Origin of the sequence: Paenibacillus sp. FSL R5-0713, assembly GCF_037973325.1 — a bacterium.
In the GTDB taxonomy this organism is placed as follows: domain Bacteria; phylum Bacillota; class Bacilli; order Paenibacillales; family Paenibacillaceae; genus Paenibacillus.
This window is the reverse complement of record NZ_CP150229.1, coordinates 565,508-581,324: the sequence shown is the minus strand read 5'-3', so window position 1 is coordinate 581,324 and position 15,817 is coordinate 565,508. Positions and strand designations below refer to the sequence as shown.

Below are 15,817 nucleotides of genomic sequence, written 5' to 3'. Positions count from 1 at the left end.
TGATTGCAAAATGGCGTTGCCCTGGTTCTTTTTTGCCTAAAACACGATCACAGCATCGCAAGATGTTGATATAGATGCCACATTATATATAAAAGAATTAATGATTACACGATAACGAAGAGGACAGAACAAAGCTGAAGAAGCGGAGCGTTCGCCTTTATCACCGGATTTTCCCTTTAAAAGAGGGAATCAATAAAATCAGGGGATAACAGTGATCGGAAGGTTGTTCTGTCATCGTAGTTATGCAGTGTAAATTCATTCAAGGAGTGAACGGACGATGCAAGTACAGAAAATTTTTAACACCGAAGCCCCTAACCAATCCACCCGTATTATTGAAGGTGAATGCTCCGGTATCCTGAACTGGAACGACATTCGCATGCCACATATGTACAAATTGTACAAAGTACTGCTGCTCAACCACTGGATTGCAGACGAGATTCCCATGTCCAAAGATGCTTCCCAGTTTGCTCAACTGGATGAGGAAGAACAACGTACATTCAAAATCAACATCTCCCTGCTCGCGGTACTTGATTCCATGCAGACGATGTTTGTGGGTGACGTAAAACGTTACTTTACCGATTCTTCACTCGAAGCGATCTCGGCCATTATTGGACAGCAGGAAGTTGTTCATAACCAATCGTATTCCTACGTCCTCTCTTCCATCGTATCTGATCGGGAGCAAAAGGAAATTTTTGAATACTGGAAACATGATCCGGTGCTGCTCGACCGCAACCGTTTCATCGCTGATATCTATCAGAACTTCCGGGACGAGCCGTCTCCACAGACGTTCTTCCAAGCCATGGTGGCCGATCTGGTACTCGAAGGAATCTTCTTCTATAGTACATTTGCCTTCTTCTACAACCTGGCCCGTGACCAGAAAATGATGGCAACCAGCCAGATGATTTCCTATATCCAGCGAGATGAAAATCAACACTGTTACTTCTTTGCTGAAGTGTACAAACAGTTGCTGGTGGACTTCCCTGAACTGAACACACCTGAAAACATGGAATATGTATACACAACCATTAATCGTGCGGTTGAGCTCGAAACCAACTGGGCACATTACACGCTCAGCAACGTACGCGGCATTGACCTGAACGAGCTGGAAGATTACATCAAGTACATCGCCAACAAACGTCTGCGTCTGATGGGTATGGAAAAAGCATATGAAGGTGTGGATGTAAACTGCATGCCTTGGATCAAACCATTCTCCGATGAAGCACTGAATGCAACCAAAACCGACTTCTTCGAAGCCAAATCCCGTAACTACGGTAAAGTTGGTGACGATAACGGATTTGACGATTTGTAAAATCTTCTGATCAAGTATCCCGATATAAATAAGCACACATTAAAGCACTCCCTTTGATAGAATGCCTTCATGGCTATCTGCATGCGGGAGTGTTTTTTTGCCTCTTAACCCTGTAAGATAGTTTGTAAAAGACTCACATCCCTCCCAACGAAATGAGGCCTATTCATGGAAAGAGAACTGCTGGAACAAATCAACTTGTGGCATGAGCAGGACCAATTCAGTCTCATTATTGAACGTATCGAGCGTATCCCCGTCTCAGAACGGGATTATGATCTGATTGGTCAACTCGCCAGAGCCTATAACAATGACGCACGTTACTGCGAAGCCATTCAACAACTAATGTCTGTCGAGGAACAAGGGGTAAACGATCCGCTCTGGCAATATCGCTTAGGGTACGCGTACTGTTATATCGCCGACTATGAACAAGCACTATTGGCGTTTGAGAGAGCTAACGAACTTCAGCCACATGATGAATCAACCCTTGAATTTCTAAGTCAGATTCGACCTTTTACCGAGAAGATGCGACGGGATCGACAACGCCATGAAGAGCAAGTGACAGCATGGGAGCAGCGTGGCACGTTGAACCATCTTCGTGCTGCTTCAGGAACGTACGACCCAGTGACATTCTGGAAGCAGAGTGATTATGCACGGGATAACCATGTGTCGGCCCCCTTTGACGAAGACATGATTGTATCGCTTGAACACGAATTTGGTTACAAGCTCCCTGCCTCCTATATTCAGCTTATGCATACCCAAAATGGTGGAATCCCTACACGAACGGTGTTCCCAACCGAAGAAGCAACCTCCTGGGCTGTGGATCATATTGAGATTTCAAGTATTTTGGGGATCGGCCGGGACAAGATGTATTCCCTTGGAGGAGAGTTTGGGAGTCGGTTCATGATCGAGGATTGGGGATACCCTGACCTGGGGATTGTGATCTGTGATTGTCCATCCGCTGGCCATGATGTCGTTATGTTGGATTATCGCTTCTGTGGTCCTGAGGGCGAACCCTGTGTCGTTCATGTGGATCAGGAACATGATTATGAGATTACATATCTTGCGCCGAATTTTGAAGCTTTCATCCGTGGATTGGTCGATGAGGATTGGTATGACCTGTCTGACGAAGAGAATGAGGACTAAACTTCAGGAGGGTCCGGCCATATGACAACCCGTATCTATTTTGGTTCCAATCAACTTAGCGAAGTGGCTGCCATTTCATTGCAGGACGCGCTGAATGAACTTGAACTGGGAACCCTTGAAGACTATCAACGAACGGATAAAGGGGTTATGGGGCAGACCTTGCTCATTCGAACTTCCCGTGGAGAGTATATTCTGAAAGGCAATCCTCTATATGCAGGACAGTTACAGGAAGAAAAGTTCTTTGTAGAACAACTGGCGAAACATACGTCCATTCCTGTCCCTGACCCCTATTTATTACAGGAAGATACCGAACTTCTAGGCTGGAGTTATGCCATCATGCCGCGCCTGCCCGGAAATCACCTGTATGATCCAGCATTCCAGGCTTCACTGTCACAGCAGGATCAGGAAGAGATCGCCTGTATGCTTGCCCATACTTTGGCTGAGCTGCACCGCTGGAAGGTGCCTGACGCCGGGGAATATGATCCTGTAGCGCAGCAGATTGTTTCCTTTGCAGGCGATTATCTGGACTGGTTGTACGGAACCATTCGCCACTGGTTACATGATGCGGAGCAATACTCGGTGATTACGGATGACGATGTTCAGTGGGTGGACGAGCAATTCAAGAATGCTGAACCGGCATTTCGTTCCAAAGCTGTTCCGAGTTTTGTCATGGGAGACTTCAAGGTCGAGAATATTCTGATTCAGCATGTGGACGACCGTTCAGGTTGGCAGATTAGTGGTCTGTTTGATTTTACAACGGCCTATTTCGGAGACGGCACAGCTGACCTAACCAAAATATCCACCAGGTATGTTCGTGAGGGGCAACCAGAGCTGGCCGCACAATTCCTTCGCTGCTACCGGGACCTGGTCTGTGCAGCAGATGAGGAGAAATGCGAACACTTCCGCACACGTCTCAGCATGCATCTGCTCTATCAACGTATCTTGTGGTGGGGGGAAGCCAAAGCGACAGGACAAGTGACGTGGGCAGCCGACCTGCCTTTTGCAAAGTGGGCGGAGCAGTCCATCGATTCAATTCTTGCATTGCTGGATGAGTAGATTTGGACAGGTCGCTCAAGGATAGCGGCCTTCCAAACTAACGTATGTATCATATATGTCGACCAACATCTGGACGCACGGATAGAACCGCCAAAGATCAAGAATGATCTCTGGCGGTTTTGGTCATCTCACTATATCTCAGTCAATGATGGAATCTTCAACTTAAGCCTGTGCGACGGGTGACTCCTGATGTTTCTGCAAAAACTCCAGCATCCGGCGATACACGAGAATCTCGTTTGCCTTTCTGGAGAAACCATGGCCCTCATCGTCCAGAACGATGTATTCCACATCAAGTCCCTTCGACTGGAGCGCAGCCACGATCTGATCGGACTCGGCCTTCACGACCCTTGGATCATTGGCCCCCTGAATGACCAGCATTGGGTTAACCATCTGATCGAGATACGTAATCGGTGAATCCTTCGTTAAACGTTCGCGGTCACGGACAGGATCACCCAGCCAGTTATCCATCATCGGCTTCCAGTCTTCCGGTACGGATTCCAGGAATGTGAACAGGTTACTTGGCCCAAAAATATCAACCGCAGCCCGGAACAGCTCCGGATGGCGTCCTGCCAATAACAGGGTCATGTATCCCCCATAACTTCCACCTACCACAAACAACCGCTCTGGCGAGGTAATTCCCTGATCAAACAGCCAGTTGATCCCGGCAACACAGTCCAGTCTTGGCCCTTCGCCCCAATCTCGTTCAACCAATTTGACGAACTCCGCACCATATCCGGTACTGCCCCGGAAATTCGGTGCAAAGATATGATAGCCCTGCGCGAGCATCATCTGGAACATCGGCCGAAAAAACTTCGCTTCGGAGGCTTGCGGCCCACCATGAGGCCAAAATACAGTGTATCCATTGGCCTGCTCTGGCTTTGCTTTGAACAAGAGAGCTTCAATCTCCAGTCCGTCATAGGAGTTATAACGAATAACGTCAGGGTACACGAGATCACTTGGGTCAAGTCCCGTTACCCGATTGGCCGTCAGCGACTCCCATGAATCAGCACCTGCCATTTTGCGATAAATATTATGCGGCTGGATTGCTCCACGTCCGAGGATATACACATTGCCAGCCTTCGTCACGTTCACCTGCTCTATCGTATCCAGCGGCATATCTACGCGCCGAGGCTCATCGGCATTTTTGCCTAATACGTACATACGATTCTCCGGCCCTGTAAGTGTCCAGAAATATAAGGTCTCGGAAGCCTGATGCCAGCGGATAAACTCCACATCTTCCCCTTCGATTTTGCACACTAGACGGAATTCACGGGTATCGATGCGATATTCAGCCACATAGGAATATGCCGAGTCATCATTGGTAATGAACAGAAGGCGACTGTCATCTGCAAAAATCAGATCGGATACCTGACTATGACGTTCTGAGGATGGCAAAATTACCATTTCTTCATCGTTACGATACAGATGCGCCGTCTGATACGTATTTGAGTACATTTTAAGAATGACATAACTCTTCTCGTCAGGACTTACGGCAACCAGGCTGCTCGTAACCTCTTCTCCACTGTATAACAGTTCGTCTTCACCTGTCTCCAGATCGATGCGCCGTGAATTCAGATAGTTCGGATTACCCGCGCTGGTGACATAATAGAGACGTTGTCCATCCTCGGACAACTCTGAGAAATAACAGCGATCATTCGGTTCCGCCGGAACCACAGGCAATGGAACCCCACCCTCGGGTGGAAGTGCATACAGATGATAGTTCTCATCTCCATCCCGATCAAACGCGGTAAGAAGATGCCGTCCTTGCGGGTCTGCTTTGATAAATTGACTGCTCTGATTCAAGTACGTTAAAGGATACGGATACCCTCCAGGCAAATCCATTGCCCAAATATTCGGCTGACCGTTCAGATTGCTGTCCATGAACAAACGTTTCTCGTCTGCCGATACGGCAAAATGCGAAATGCGGTACGTCTGAAAATATTGCTCAACATCCGGTTTAGGGAACTGAATCATGACAAACCTCCTTGGAATTGAACCAATGAATTTAACATTGGTAAATTAAGGTACCATTTGTCCATATTATAGGTAATGCCAATGTTTAGACAATAGATATGTGAGTTAAAATCTCGAATTTTCTTTATTTTCACATGAAAATCATGGATAAAAGGTCATATGAGCCTTATCTTCACGGTAATAATCCAACCTTTGCTTCATCGTGCCTGTATGCAATTCGAACAGATGTCCATCCGGATCGGTAAAATATACAGAAGCAGCATCCCGCGGATCTCTTGGCCTTCCAGGTAGAATGTCCGCCCCGGCTGCTCGAAGTTGCTGCACAGATTCGTCGAACTCTTCTTCTTTGACAGTAAAAGCAATATGAGTATAGGTTCGTTCCGTATAATTGCGAATAACATCCTCCTGATTCAGGGCGATCCACAGACCGGCCAACTCGAAATAAGCCAGTTTGCGTCCTTTCACTTGAATTCGGGCACCGAGAGCCTGCTCATAAAAGGTAATGGACCGTTCCAGATTGGATACGGAAAAGCACAAATGATTAATTCCTTGAATATTCATGTGGCTCCTGACACCTCCATCGATTTAAGGATCTATCCTTATTATGGTATATTTTGCGCAAAAAACAACCGCTGTGCCTGCTCCTCTCGCACATCCTTCTGGGCGAATGCATAGGTTATCCGTATCAATGAACGTTCGAGGAGGATGTAAAGCGAATGAATCCTGTCTATCCTTTTTATGGTGAGAAAACGGTTTGCAAGGAGCAAAAGCTGGCATTTCCACCCCAGCATCAGGACCAGCAACCCGGTCTGGAAACCCTGATGGTACCTGAACCGATTAGTGAAGATCCCGCTTATATCGGCAGCTGCAAACTCGAAGGCAAGGTTGCCATTATTACGGGTGGTGATAGCGGAATTGGCCGGGCAGCAGCCATCGCTTTTGCCAAGGAAGGTGCGGATATCGTCATCGCTTATCTATATGAACGGACAGATGCGGAAAGGACGCGTGAACGGATCGAAGAGCTGGGACAGCGCTGCCTATTAATCGAGATCGATCTCCGCCTAAAGAAAAACTGTGAGGCTGTCATTCGCACAACGATGGAGACCTATGGAAAGATCGATATTCTGGTCAACAACCATGGCGTGCAATATGTGCAACCAAGCATTGTCGATATTACGGAAGAGCAGCTATACCATACCTTTCAGACGAACGTGTTCGCTTATTTCTTTCTGATCCAGGCCGCTCTACCCCATCTGTGCAGAGGTGCCTCCATCATTAATACGGCTTCCATTACAGCATACAAAGGTAACGTCCAGTTGATCGATTATTCATCCACCAAAGGAGCTGTTGTGTCGCTCACTCGTGTACTTTCCCAATCCCTTGCAGCACAGGGAATCCGCGTAAATTCTGTTGCACCTGGTCCCATCTGGACACCTCTTATTCCTGCCAGCTTCTCCGCGGAGGATGTGCAGGTATTTGGAACGGAGACACCTATGGGTCGGGCTGGTCAGCCATATGAACTGGCGGCAGCTTACGTCTATCTCGCCTCCCGTGATTCATCCTACGTCACAGGTGAATGCATTCATGTCAATGGCGGCGATATGGTGACGACATAGGCTAGTGTGGAATGTGGGTGATATCGTTAACCGATGTCACTCCACTTGGTAGAAACGTACAGATGATTAGCCAGATCGGGATGGACCGTATTTTTGAACATGTGCTGCTGATGTCAGGTTGGATTTGGCAGGTGTGGCAGGATATCGGTTGTCCGGTTGCGAAGAGGGTTAGGAGTATGATCCGGTGAAGACCGGAACCTGACATCTTGTGACAAGGAGCTGAACAACCTGATGAACTTTGATCCACTCTACCAACCGTACCCCTCGTACCGCGTGCCCGTGTATGCGAAGCAAGGCATGGTCGCTACGTCACAGCCACTGGCTGCACAAGCCGGTCTGGATGTATTGAAAAAAGGCGGCAACGCCATCGATGCCGCCATTGCAACTGCGGCAGCACTCACCGTGCTGGAGCCCACCTCCAATGGCATTGGAGGCGACGCTTTTGCCCTCGTCTGGACCGAGGGCAAACTGCATGGCCTGAATGCCAGCGGCCCTGCGCCTCAGGGCATATCCATTGAGGCGCTTCAAGCGGCAGGCCATACGGAGATGCCGAAGCTTGGGGTTGTGCCGGTGACGGTGCCTGGCGCACCGGCGGGTTGGGCTGAGCTGAGCCGCCGTTTCGGGCGGCTCACGCTGGCGGAAGCGCTGGAACCAGCCATCCGCTACGCGGAGGAAGGTTATCCGCTTGCGCCTGGGCTGGCCCGCCACTGGGCAAGGGCAGCCGAGATCTATGCACGCCAGGGTGATGCGAAGGCAGGGCGGGCGTGGTTTGAGACATTTGCTCCAGGCGGGCGTGTTCCCGCAGCTGGAGAGATGTGGCGCTCGCCGGATCATGCGGCGACTTTGCGCCAGATTGGCGAGAGCGAAGCGCGAGACTTTTACGAAGGAGAACTGGCCGAACGCATTCATTCCTTTATGGCGGAGCACGGGGGTTATCTGACTCGTGAGGATCTGAAAGCTTTTCAGCCGGAGTGGGTTGATCCGATCTCCGTCTCCTATCGTGGATATGATGTATGGGAGATTCCGCCGAATGGACAAGGCTTGATCGCTCTGGCGGCACTTAATCTGCTGAAAGGTTACGAATTCGACGAGAAAGAATCTGTTCTGGCATATCATCAGCAGCTCGAAGCCATGAAACTGGCATTTGCCGATGGGGAGAAATACATTACGGAAGAACGCAAAATGGGCGTATCGGTCGAGGAACTGCTATCTGAGGCATATGCGGAAGAACGGCGCAAACTCATTGGTGATACTGCACGTGCACCCGAGGCAGGTGATCCACGAGCAAGTGGAACGGTCTATCTGGCTACAGCGGACGGTGAAGGCAACATGGTTTCCTTTATCCAGAGTAACTATATGGGCTTCGGGTCTGGACTTGTTGTGCCGGGGACAGGCATTTCCCTGCAAAATCGTGGACACAACTTCTCACTGGACCCGAATCATGCAAACGCTCTGGAGCCTGGCAAACGCACATATCATACAATCATTCCGGGGTTCCTCACCCGTGGCAACGAAGCGGTCGGGCCATTCGGTGTCATGGGTGGTTTCATGCAACCACAGGGTCATGTACAGGTGGTCATGAATACAATCGATTATCATCTGAACCCACAAGCTGCCCTGGATTCTCCACGCTGGCAGTGGACGAAGGGCAAAACGATTCTCGTGGAACCAGGTTTCCCGCAGCACATTGCACAGGCACTCGCCCGCAAGGGACATGATATCCAAGTGGCACTTGATCCATCCCAATTTGGACGCGGTCAGATTATCTGGCGCAATCTGGACAATGGCGTATTATGCGGCGGTACGGAAACGCGAGCGGATGGCTCCATTGCGGCTTGGTAAGCTCATGCCATTTCATTTATAAAGACAAATGTGGATATCACGACCTGCTTCTCATATCCGCTAGTTCATTTCAAAGACACAATAGAGATGATTCATGTGATCTCTGTTGTGTCTTTTTTGTCTTTTTAGAGTTTTTAACATCAGTAAACAACAGGCTGTAGTTATTCAAGCCCCCTTTTAACCAAAGAAATGTAAAACTAATGTATAATTCATGAAATATTTTTATATTTACGTAAATTTTCACTACATACCATAAATCACAATGCCTCTCTGTCCGATATAGATAGAGGGAAATCAGCAAAAAGTGACTATAGAAATGAGGGTACCACACATGAAAACAAACAAGAACAGACGTGCAGGTCTCACCATAATGATGATTCTGACGGTACTGATCCTGGGGGCATGTTCAGCTAATAATACAACAACGGCAACAGACACAAGAACAAAGGTCGGGATCGTGCTTACGGAAGTAGGTCTGGGTGACCGTTCTTTCAATGATGCTGCTTTTAATGGGCTGGTTCAGGCCAGAGACGAGAAAAGCATTGTTTGTCTTTGACTATCGTGAACCGGGCGATAAATTAACTGCCGAAGCTGCATTTGAAGAGTTTGCGGAAGCCAAGTTCGATCTGATTATCGGCCTGAGTGATACGATCCAAGCAGATATGGAGAAAGTTGCAGCCAAATATCCTGACCAGCAGTTCCTCGTGATTGATAGTCAGTCCGAATTGCCTAACATTGCCTCCATCTCCTTCCGGGCGGAAGAAGGAAGTTATCTGGCAGGTGTGATTGCAGCTATGGCTACAACCGAAAATCATGTTGGTTTCCTTGGTGGGATGGAGATCCCGCTCCTTCGTGATTTCGAGCAAGGTTTTAAGCAAGGTGTTCTGGCTGTCAAGCCGGATGCAACCGTAGATGCCGTCTACGCAGGGGACTTTGGTAATGCCGGTCTGGGTGAACAACTGGCTGCACAGATGATTCAGGACAAAGGCGCTGACGTGATCTATGTGGCTGCCGGTCTCACAGGTGTTGGTGCACTGACGGAGATTCAGAAATTAGGGAAATACGCCATCGGTGTAGATACCGATCAATTCTTTTTAGCGGAAAAAGCGATTCTGACGTCCATGCTGAAAAATGTGGATGTCTCCATCTATAATGCCGTGAACACGTTTATTCAAAACAACCATACCTTCCCTCAAAAGGAACTCGTGGAGGGGCTGGCGGAGAACGCCGTGGGTCTGACTGCTCTACATAATATCACGCTCAGTGATGAACAACAGAAAACCTTCGAAGATCTGAAAGCCAAGATCTCTTCCGGTCAAATCAAAATTACGCTTGATCAATAACCCCATCGGATACAAGGAGGTACGCCCATGAAACTACAGGGAAAACTAATACTTAATGCTCTAATTTCACTACTTCTATGCCTTGCGCTGGTCGCTTATATCATCATGCAACTGCTCGGTATGAATGCCAAAAATCAAAATCTGGTACCAGCCATGCTCAAGGTTAGTGAACTGAATGCCAATCAGATTCAGACCCAGCAGGCGCTGGATGTCTATTCGTTCTCCATGACAGCGGGAAATCAGGACGCAGTACTCCGCTTGCTGGATGAAGGTCAAACGATGATTCAGGAGCTTACGGACGGATTACTGGAAACGGATCAGCAATTGCAACTCATTCAGTCCATCCAGACAAAATTAGAAGCTCTGAACCAGGGAGCTACCGAAGCAATGACCGAGATGAACAGTGCGGAAGCGAAACGTTACAGCACTCGGGTTCGCGGCATACAGAATGATATCTATTCGTTAGATGAGATGACTCGGGATCGTTATGATCAATATACCGTTGATTTGGAGCGTGACATTCAGCAAACGTGGCAAGTCGCTCTTGGTGGAGCCATCGTATTGCTTGTCGCCGTAATGTTGTTCAACATGTATACGTCACGGCAGATCGCCCGGCGTATTCGTACACTCAAAGACGCCGCGGGACAAATTGCGAACGGTGACCTGACCGGACAATTACCGGAAGCTCGGGGCAAAGATGAACTCGATGATCTGAGTCGCTCCTTCGGTATCATGACCCATAATATCCGTGGCATTATTCAATCGATTGGCGCAGCTGGTCATCGTGTCGATCTGATGGCGCAAGATATTGACCGCGGCAACGATACGGCCCAAGCGATCGTGCAGCAAGTATCCCGCACCACGGAGGAACTCTCGATTGGTAGTCAAAAGATTGCCGAGGATCTGAGTGAAACGGTGATGGTTGTGGACAAAATGCAGTCTACCTTCAATAGTAATCTGGAGGCCACCTCCCAATCGGTAATCGATGGTCGCGAAGTATTAACTACCGTTGAGGAAGGCAATAAGGCTGTAGCGGAGCAACTCCGACTGGCCGAAGTGAATCGTCTGGCGATGTCCGAGGTGGAACAAACGGTGCGGGAACTGGAAGAAAGCGCAGTTCGAATAACTAAGATGACTGCGTATGTATCGGAGATTGCCAAACAAACGACCATGCTCTCGTTGAATGCCTCCATAGAGGCTGCTCGCGCTGGAGAAGCCGGACGCGGATTCGCTGTTGTTGCGGGCGAGGTGAACAAACTCGCCGAACAATCTGCGCAATCGGTTAAGCATATCTATGCCGCCGTGGGCGAAATCACGACCTCCATGGACAAGGTGAAGAACTCTGTTGCACAGAGCATGCAGCTATTCGGTGAACAGGAACAAGCCACCAGCCAGACTCGTGAATCCTTCTCTGCCATTCGTGAAAGTGTGGAGCGCATTAGTACGGGTATCCACCAGCTTGCTGAGGACATGCAGCACTCCAATGAACTCAGTACACAGGTGCAACAGGCCATTGAAAATATCAGCGCCATCACGGAGCAGTCGGCGGCCAGCAGTGAAGAGATCACCGCCTCCACGTCGGAACAACAACGTTCCTTCGCTGATGCAAGCGTCAAGGTGAAGTCACTGCGTGATATCAGTGCGGAGATGCATCAGGAACTGCTTCGATTCCGGCTGTAGGCAGGATGTGGGGATAATTCGGGCTGTAAGCAAGTTGGCCGAAGAATTTGGGCTGCGTGCATCCCAGCATGCAGTGCCCTGCTTCATGACAAGGGTGAAAAGGTAGGTTGGATGCAGGTCAGATGTAGGTTGGATGTAGTTTGTATGCTGTTAGATGCTGATTATAGGTGCGCTATAGGTAGGTTATAGGTAGGTTTAGGTGGGCCTGGATCATGCAGCGTGAACATACAAACCAATAAAGGGGAGCCTCCGTCATGAATTATGACAGGGCTCCCCTTTTTAGTAGCTAATCGTTGTTTCATCTGAGATTTTTTTCGTTTTGGCGATAAGAAAGTATATAAATTGCACTAAACATTTCCACTAAACCGAGAGGACAGAAAGATAATAAGAAGCGTAGCTACAAGTTTTCTGTAAGAAAACTAGCTCGGAAACGTATGCTACGCTTAGAACCTCTGAAAGAAAGCTGCTTCGGAAGGATACGCTACCCTTGGAGCTTTCTGAAAAAAAGCTGATACGCTATCCCGGATTTCCCCCTTTATAAAAGAAATCCTAAAATTCTGGGGTTAATGGGGTTAACAGCGATCGGAAGGTTGTTCTGTCCTCGGAATGTCCAGTGTACATGATCTGTTAGTTCAACAACTTATATAGATAACAAGACATCAACGTTTCAGATCCAAAAGTGTAACGAACCGAGCAAGCCTTATTGAGCGATTAATTGGGGATTATAAAATCTAACGAATCTCAGGCACTCTATTTCCTGATTTAGCCCGGTTTTTCGAGTGTTTTCTCTGAAATACACAGAAATAACGTGGATAGGGTTCGTTAGCTTTGCTCCTCGATGTAAAACCGTGGTATAAGGTGTCTCAGGTTCGTTATGACCCTGGGCATTGATGTTGGGTGTAGGGTGTTGAGCATTTGAGAATTGATGCATGAGCATTGGGCATTGAGAAGTGACCATCAAGAGTGTGCATTGAATACTGAGTACATGGTACTCAACAATGGACAGTGAGCAATATGCACTCGTCTACTTTTAGTATGCTGGAACACTGGCTCGTCGGGTCACTTGTGGTTTGGAAATGACGCGTCATAGACAGTTAGTTATCCAATCGCGATCTTGCCCCGCACCTGCCCCATCCTCAGAGTGCGTCGATGATGTCTCCCGCCAGCAGGGACGATGAGTCACCGCGCAGCAGTGCTGCTCGTTCGGCGGCCTGTCCGTGGAGATATACGCCAAACGCGGCGGCTTGCTCCGCGCTGAGCCCTTGGGCAAGCAGACCGGCGATGATGCCGGTCAATACGTCCCCGGCACCGCCAGTCGCCATGCCGGCGTGCCCGGTGGTGTTGATGTACGCCTCGCCAGATGGCGTTGCGATGACCGTTCGTGCTCCCTTGAGCACAAGGGTCACGCCCTGCTCGCGGGCGTACTGGGCAGCGTGTCCAATGCGGTCACGCTGCACCTCTTGGGTCGACATACCCAACAGTCGACCCATCTCGCCAGGGTGCGGCGTCAGGATTGTCGCCGCACTTCGCTTGCCCCAGTCGCGAGGCCCATGTGGGCCCGCGTCTGCCAGCATGTTGAGGGCGTCCGCGTCAATGACCAGCGGACGGTCCGTATGTTGCCACAGACGGCGAAGCCAGTCTGTGTCGCCCTTGAAGCGGCCAAGGCCCGGGCCGGTCGCAAGCACGTCGCGGCTCTCCGCGAGACGCAGCACAGCGGAGGCGGAAGACGCGTTCCATTCGCCGCTGTCGCCATCGGCGGCGGCAGCAAGCATAAGCTCGGGCACGGTGCCGATGACATGCGGCAGCAGTGCCGCGGGCAGCGCCCATGTGGCGAGCCCGCAGCCTGCGCGCAGCGCGGCCTTGGCCGAGAGCAGGCCTGCGCCACTCATCGGCAGACTTCCTGCGGCCAGCAATACGTGGCCGTAGGTGCCCTTATGGCCGTCCGGTGCCCGGAGGCGGCCTGTGTCCACGCGCAGCGCACCGCGCAGCACCTCGTCCGTCAGCAGACGGACCGAGGGGCCATGCTCTGGCGCAAGCCGCGCGGGAATGCCGATGGCGCGCACCACAATGCGCCCCGCGGCAGAAGCGCCCGGGTACTGCACCAGCCCGCGCTTGAGCAGCGCGAGGCATACGGTCACCCGGGCTTGAATGCAGGGCTCGTACACCTCTCCGGTATCGGCGTCCAGCCCGCTTGGCACATCGGCGGACACGATCGGCTTGCCGCTGTCGTTCGCCGCCTTAACCAGCGCCGCGTAAGCTCCCCGCGGCGCTCCCCGCGAGCCGGTGCCCAGCAGCGCATCCACGATGCCTGTGCACCGGCTGAAGTCCACGGCTTCGCGCCCGTGGACAAGAGCAGGGATGCCAAGCTTCGCGGCGGCATCCCGTTGCACTGCGGCTTCGCCCCGCAGTGCCTCAGGGGCATCGGCGTAGACCAATGTCACGCCAAGCCCTGCTTCAACCAAATGGCGCGCGGCCACCAGGCCATCGCCGCCATTATTGCCCTTGCCGATCAGCATGTACCACTGCTGATCTCCCGGGCGCTCCATCACCAGCGCCGGATCGGCGATGATGTCGCCACCATAACCTTGCCGATCGCCGGGCCCTGTGTGTGCCCGCCTCGCATCACCTTTACTGCTATAACCAAGCTGCCCTGAATTCGCAAGCCAGCCTGCTTCCTGCCCTTCCCGGCACAGCTTGATTACTTCCTCGGCTATAGCGCGGCCCGCATTCTCCATCAGACTGGCTGCTGGAATACCAAGCTGATGAATCGTATGCTCGTCCACAGCTCTCATCTGTTCAGCAGTCACGATAAACAACGCTCATCCCTCCCGTGCAAGCTTATCTCATACCTAAAAGCAACAATATCGCACCTGAAACCTGCATCCTGTATGTGTCCGGATATCTTGCCCTTTCCCTCATCCAGTTACCGTGATGCACTCCACGCCTCATCGGAAGCTTTAACGATCCCGTTTACGAAATCTTAAGATTCAGCCCCAGACTATTTGTCTACGCTTAATACCCCACCGTAAACCGCGCCTGAATAAACTGCGGATCGTCCAGTTCGTCTACCAAAGCTGCTGCAAAATCACCAACGGAAATCGAGCTTTCCCCGATATCATCCGTGATCACACGGTTCATCCCTACTCGGAACTGACCTGTCCGACGTCCTGTTGTGATTGTCGCAGCAGGGCTCATGTAGGTCCAATGAATACCCGATGCTTCAATCAGTTCATATGCATCTGCATGTGCTTTCGCAAGCGGTTTGACTTCTTCCGGGAATCCCGGCGTATCCATCAGCATATCACCGGAATCCGTGAGCAAACTTCCCGCTCCACCAACCACTACCAAACGTCCTGCTTTTGCCCGGCGCACACCCTCGATCAACGAACGTGTCACTTCCAGCATCTCTTCTTCTCCACCGAATTTCGGCCCATATGCACTCACAACCGCTTCCTGACCCGCTGCAAAATCAGCCACCTGATCCGGGTTAAGCAGATCTCCCTGTTCTACACGCAAACGCTCATGCTTCATCTCAATTTTGGATGGATCACGCACCACTGCTGTCACTTCATGTCCACGATCCATTAGCTCCCACAGTATCGTCTTGCCAATCGCGCCGGTTGCTCCAAAAATGGCTACTTTCATATCAATTCCCTCTTTTCTATAGATATTATCTCAACAACTTACCGTTATTTTAATACTTAATCCCATTGTTATATACCTTAAACGGCTCACGCCATCTTAAACCGGATGTGACATCTTGTAAACGTTAATGTTATTCATTTAACCTCTGATACTATGCACCAGGCCACGGATAACACTTCACCCACCACTTTTCCGTTCCCTATCATTACCTT

Annotated in this window: 13 protein-coding genes; 9 read left to right on the top strand and 4 right to left on the bottom strand. The window is 50.3% G+C overall.

Features of this window, described 5'->3' with window-relative positions; genetic code table 11:
* The first annotated feature begins 277 nt into the window (after nucleotides 1-277).
* From MKZ12_RS02750 to MKZ12_RS02740, 3 genes are all read left to right on the top strand, one after another.
* Complete coding sequence (locus MKZ12_RS02750; protein ID WP_105601435.1) at nucleotides 278-1,309, top strand: ribonucleotide-diphosphate reductase subunit beta; 1,032 nt, start codon at nucleotides 278-280, stop codon at nucleotides 1,307-1,309.
* A gap of 165 nt (nucleotides 1,310-1,474) precedes the next feature.
* The gene (locus tag MKZ12_RS02745) at nucleotides 1,475-2,449 is read left to right on the top strand and encodes an SMI1/KNR4 family protein (protein WP_339258621.1); all 975 of its coding nucleotides are present in this window, start codon (nucleotides 1,475-1,477) and stop codon (nucleotides 2,447-2,449) included.
* Between the two features lie 21 nt (nucleotides 2,450-2,470).
* Nucleotides 2,471-3,505, top strand: coding sequence for an aminoglycoside phosphotransferase family protein (locus MKZ12_RS02740; protein ID WP_339258619.1), 1,035 nt, complete (start codon nucleotides 2,471-2,473; stop codon nucleotides 3,503-3,505).
* Between the two features lie 162 nt (nucleotides 3,506-3,667).
* Here MKZ12_RS02740 and MKZ12_RS02735 read toward each other — a convergent pair whose 3' ends face one another.
* Nucleotides 3,668-5,479: a S9 family peptidase gene (locus MKZ12_RS02735; RefSeq protein ID WP_339258617.1), complete on the bottom strand. Its 1,812-nt coding sequence runs from the start codon at nucleotides 5,477-5,479 to the stop codon at nucleotides 3,668-3,670.
* 141 nt (nucleotides 5,480-5,620) lie between these two features.
* Nucleotides 5,621-6,040, bottom strand: a complete 420-nt coding sequence (gene fosB, locus MKZ12_RS02730; RefSeq protein WP_124117873.1) for a metallothiol transferase FosB — start codon at nucleotides 6,038-6,040, stop codon at nucleotides 5,621-5,623.
* Nucleotides 6,041-6,195: 155 nt separating this feature from the next.
* Between fosB and MKZ12_RS02725 the strand changes: the two genes are divergently transcribed.
* The 6 genes from MKZ12_RS02725 to MKZ12_RS02700 all read left to right on the top strand — a co-directional run bounded on the left by MKZ12_RS02725 (nucleotide 6,196) and on the right by MKZ12_RS02700 (nucleotide 11,960).
* On the top strand, nucleotides 6,196-7,095 hold the full coding sequence (locus MKZ12_RS02725) for an SDR family oxidoreductase (protein WP_339239316.1): 900 nt from the start codon (nucleotides 6,196-6,198) through the stop codon (nucleotides 7,093-7,095).
* Between the two features lie 11 nt (nucleotides 7,096-7,106).
* Nucleotides 7,107-7,283 carry a hypothetical protein gene (locus MKZ12_RS02720; RefSeq protein WP_339258615.1) on the top strand — a complete coding sequence of 59 codons (177 nt, stop codon included), beginning with the start codon at nucleotides 7,107-7,109 and terminating at the stop codon, nucleotides 7,281-7,283.
* 43 nt (nucleotides 7,284-7,326) lie between these two features.
* Nucleotides 7,327-8,937 carry a gamma-glutamyltransferase family protein gene (locus tag MKZ12_RS02715; RefSeq protein ID WP_339258613.1) on the top strand — a complete coding sequence of 537 codons (1,611 nt, stop codon included), beginning with the start codon at nucleotides 7,327-7,329 and terminating at the stop codon, nucleotides 8,935-8,937.
* 331 nt (nucleotides 8,938-9,268) lie between these two features.
* Nucleotides 9,269-9,493, top strand: coding sequence for a hypothetical protein (locus tag MKZ12_RS02710; RefSeq protein ID WP_339258611.1), 225 nt, complete (start codon nucleotides 9,269-9,271; stop codon nucleotides 9,491-9,493).
* Nucleotides 9,432-10,280: a BMP family ABC transporter substrate-binding protein gene (locus MKZ12_RS02705; protein ID WP_339258610.1), complete on the top strand. Its 849-nt coding sequence runs from the start codon at nucleotides 9,432-9,434 to the stop codon at nucleotides 10,278-10,280. The genes MKZ12_RS02710 and MKZ12_RS02705 overlap by 62 nt, the downstream gene beginning before the upstream one ends.
* A gap of 27 nt (nucleotides 10,281-10,307) precedes the next feature.
* The gene (locus MKZ12_RS02700) at nucleotides 10,308-11,960 is read left to right on the top strand and encodes a methyl-accepting chemotaxis protein (protein WP_339258608.1); all 1,653 of its coding nucleotides are present in this window, start codon (nucleotides 10,308-10,310) and stop codon (nucleotides 11,958-11,960) included.
* Nucleotides 11,961-13,096: 1,136 nt separating this feature from the next.
* Here the strand turns inward: MKZ12_RS02700 and MKZ12_RS02695 are convergent.
* Together MKZ12_RS02695 and MKZ12_RS02690 are read right to left on the bottom strand one after the other, a co-directional pair.
* Nucleotides 13,097-14,776: an NAD(P)H-hydrate dehydratase gene (locus MKZ12_RS02695; RefSeq protein WP_339258606.1), complete on the bottom strand. Its 1,680-nt coding sequence runs from the start codon at nucleotides 14,774-14,776 to the stop codon at nucleotides 13,097-13,099.
* Between the two features lie 196 nt (nucleotides 14,777-14,972).
* Nucleotides 14,973-15,605 carry an NAD(P)H-binding protein gene (locus MKZ12_RS02690; protein ID WP_339258604.1) on the bottom strand — a complete coding sequence of 211 codons (633 nt, stop codon included), beginning with the start codon at nucleotides 15,603-15,605 and terminating at the stop codon, nucleotides 14,973-14,975.
* Nucleotides 15,606-15,817: the final 212 nt, after the last annotated feature.

Bases quoted from the DNA above. Each gene is read 5' to 3' on its own strand.
- MKZ12_RS02750 (WP_105601435.1), top strand. From the start codon at position 278: ATGCAAGTACAGAAAATTTTTAACACCGAAGCCCCTAACCAATCCACC.
- MKZ12_RS02745 (WP_339258621.1), top strand. From the start codon at position 1,475: ATGGAAAGAGAACTGCTGGAACAAATCAACTTGTGGCATGAGCAGGAC.
- MKZ12_RS02740 (WP_339258619.1), top strand. From the start codon at position 2,471: ATGACAACCCGTATCTATTTTGGTTCCAATCAACTTAGCGAAGTGGCT.
- MKZ12_RS02735 (WP_339258617.1), bottom strand. From the start codon at position 5,479: ATGATTCAGTTCCCTAAACCGGATGTTGAGCAATATTTTCAGACGTAC.
- fosB (WP_124117873.1), bottom strand. From the start codon at position 6,040: ATGAATATTCAAGGAATTAATCATTTGTGCTTTTCCGTATCCAATCTG.
- MKZ12_RS02725 (WP_339239316.1), top strand. From the start codon at position 6,196: ATGAATCCTGTCTATCCTTTTTATGGTGAGAAAACGGTTTGCAAGGAG.
- MKZ12_RS02720 (WP_339258615.1), top strand. From the start codon at position 7,107: ATGTGGGTGATATCGTTAACCGATGTCACTCCACTTGGTAGAAACGTA.
- MKZ12_RS02715 (WP_339258613.1), top strand. From the start codon at position 7,327: ATGAACTTTGATCCACTCTACCAACCGTACCCCTCGTACCGCGTGCCC.
- MKZ12_RS02710 (WP_339258611.1), top strand. From the start codon at position 9,269: ATGAAAACAAACAAGAACAGACGTGCAGGTCTCACCATAATGATGATT.
- MKZ12_RS02705 (WP_339258610.1), top strand. From the start codon at position 9,432: ATGATGCTGCTTTTAATGGGCTGGTTCAGGCCAGAGACGAGAAAAGCA.
- MKZ12_RS02700 (WP_339258608.1), top strand. From the start codon at position 10,308: ATGAAACTACAGGGAAAACTAATACTTAATGCTCTAATTTCACTACTT.
- MKZ12_RS02690 (WP_339258604.1), bottom strand. From the start codon at position 15,605: ATGAAAGTAGCCATTTTTGGAGCAACCGGCGCGATTGGCAAGACGATA.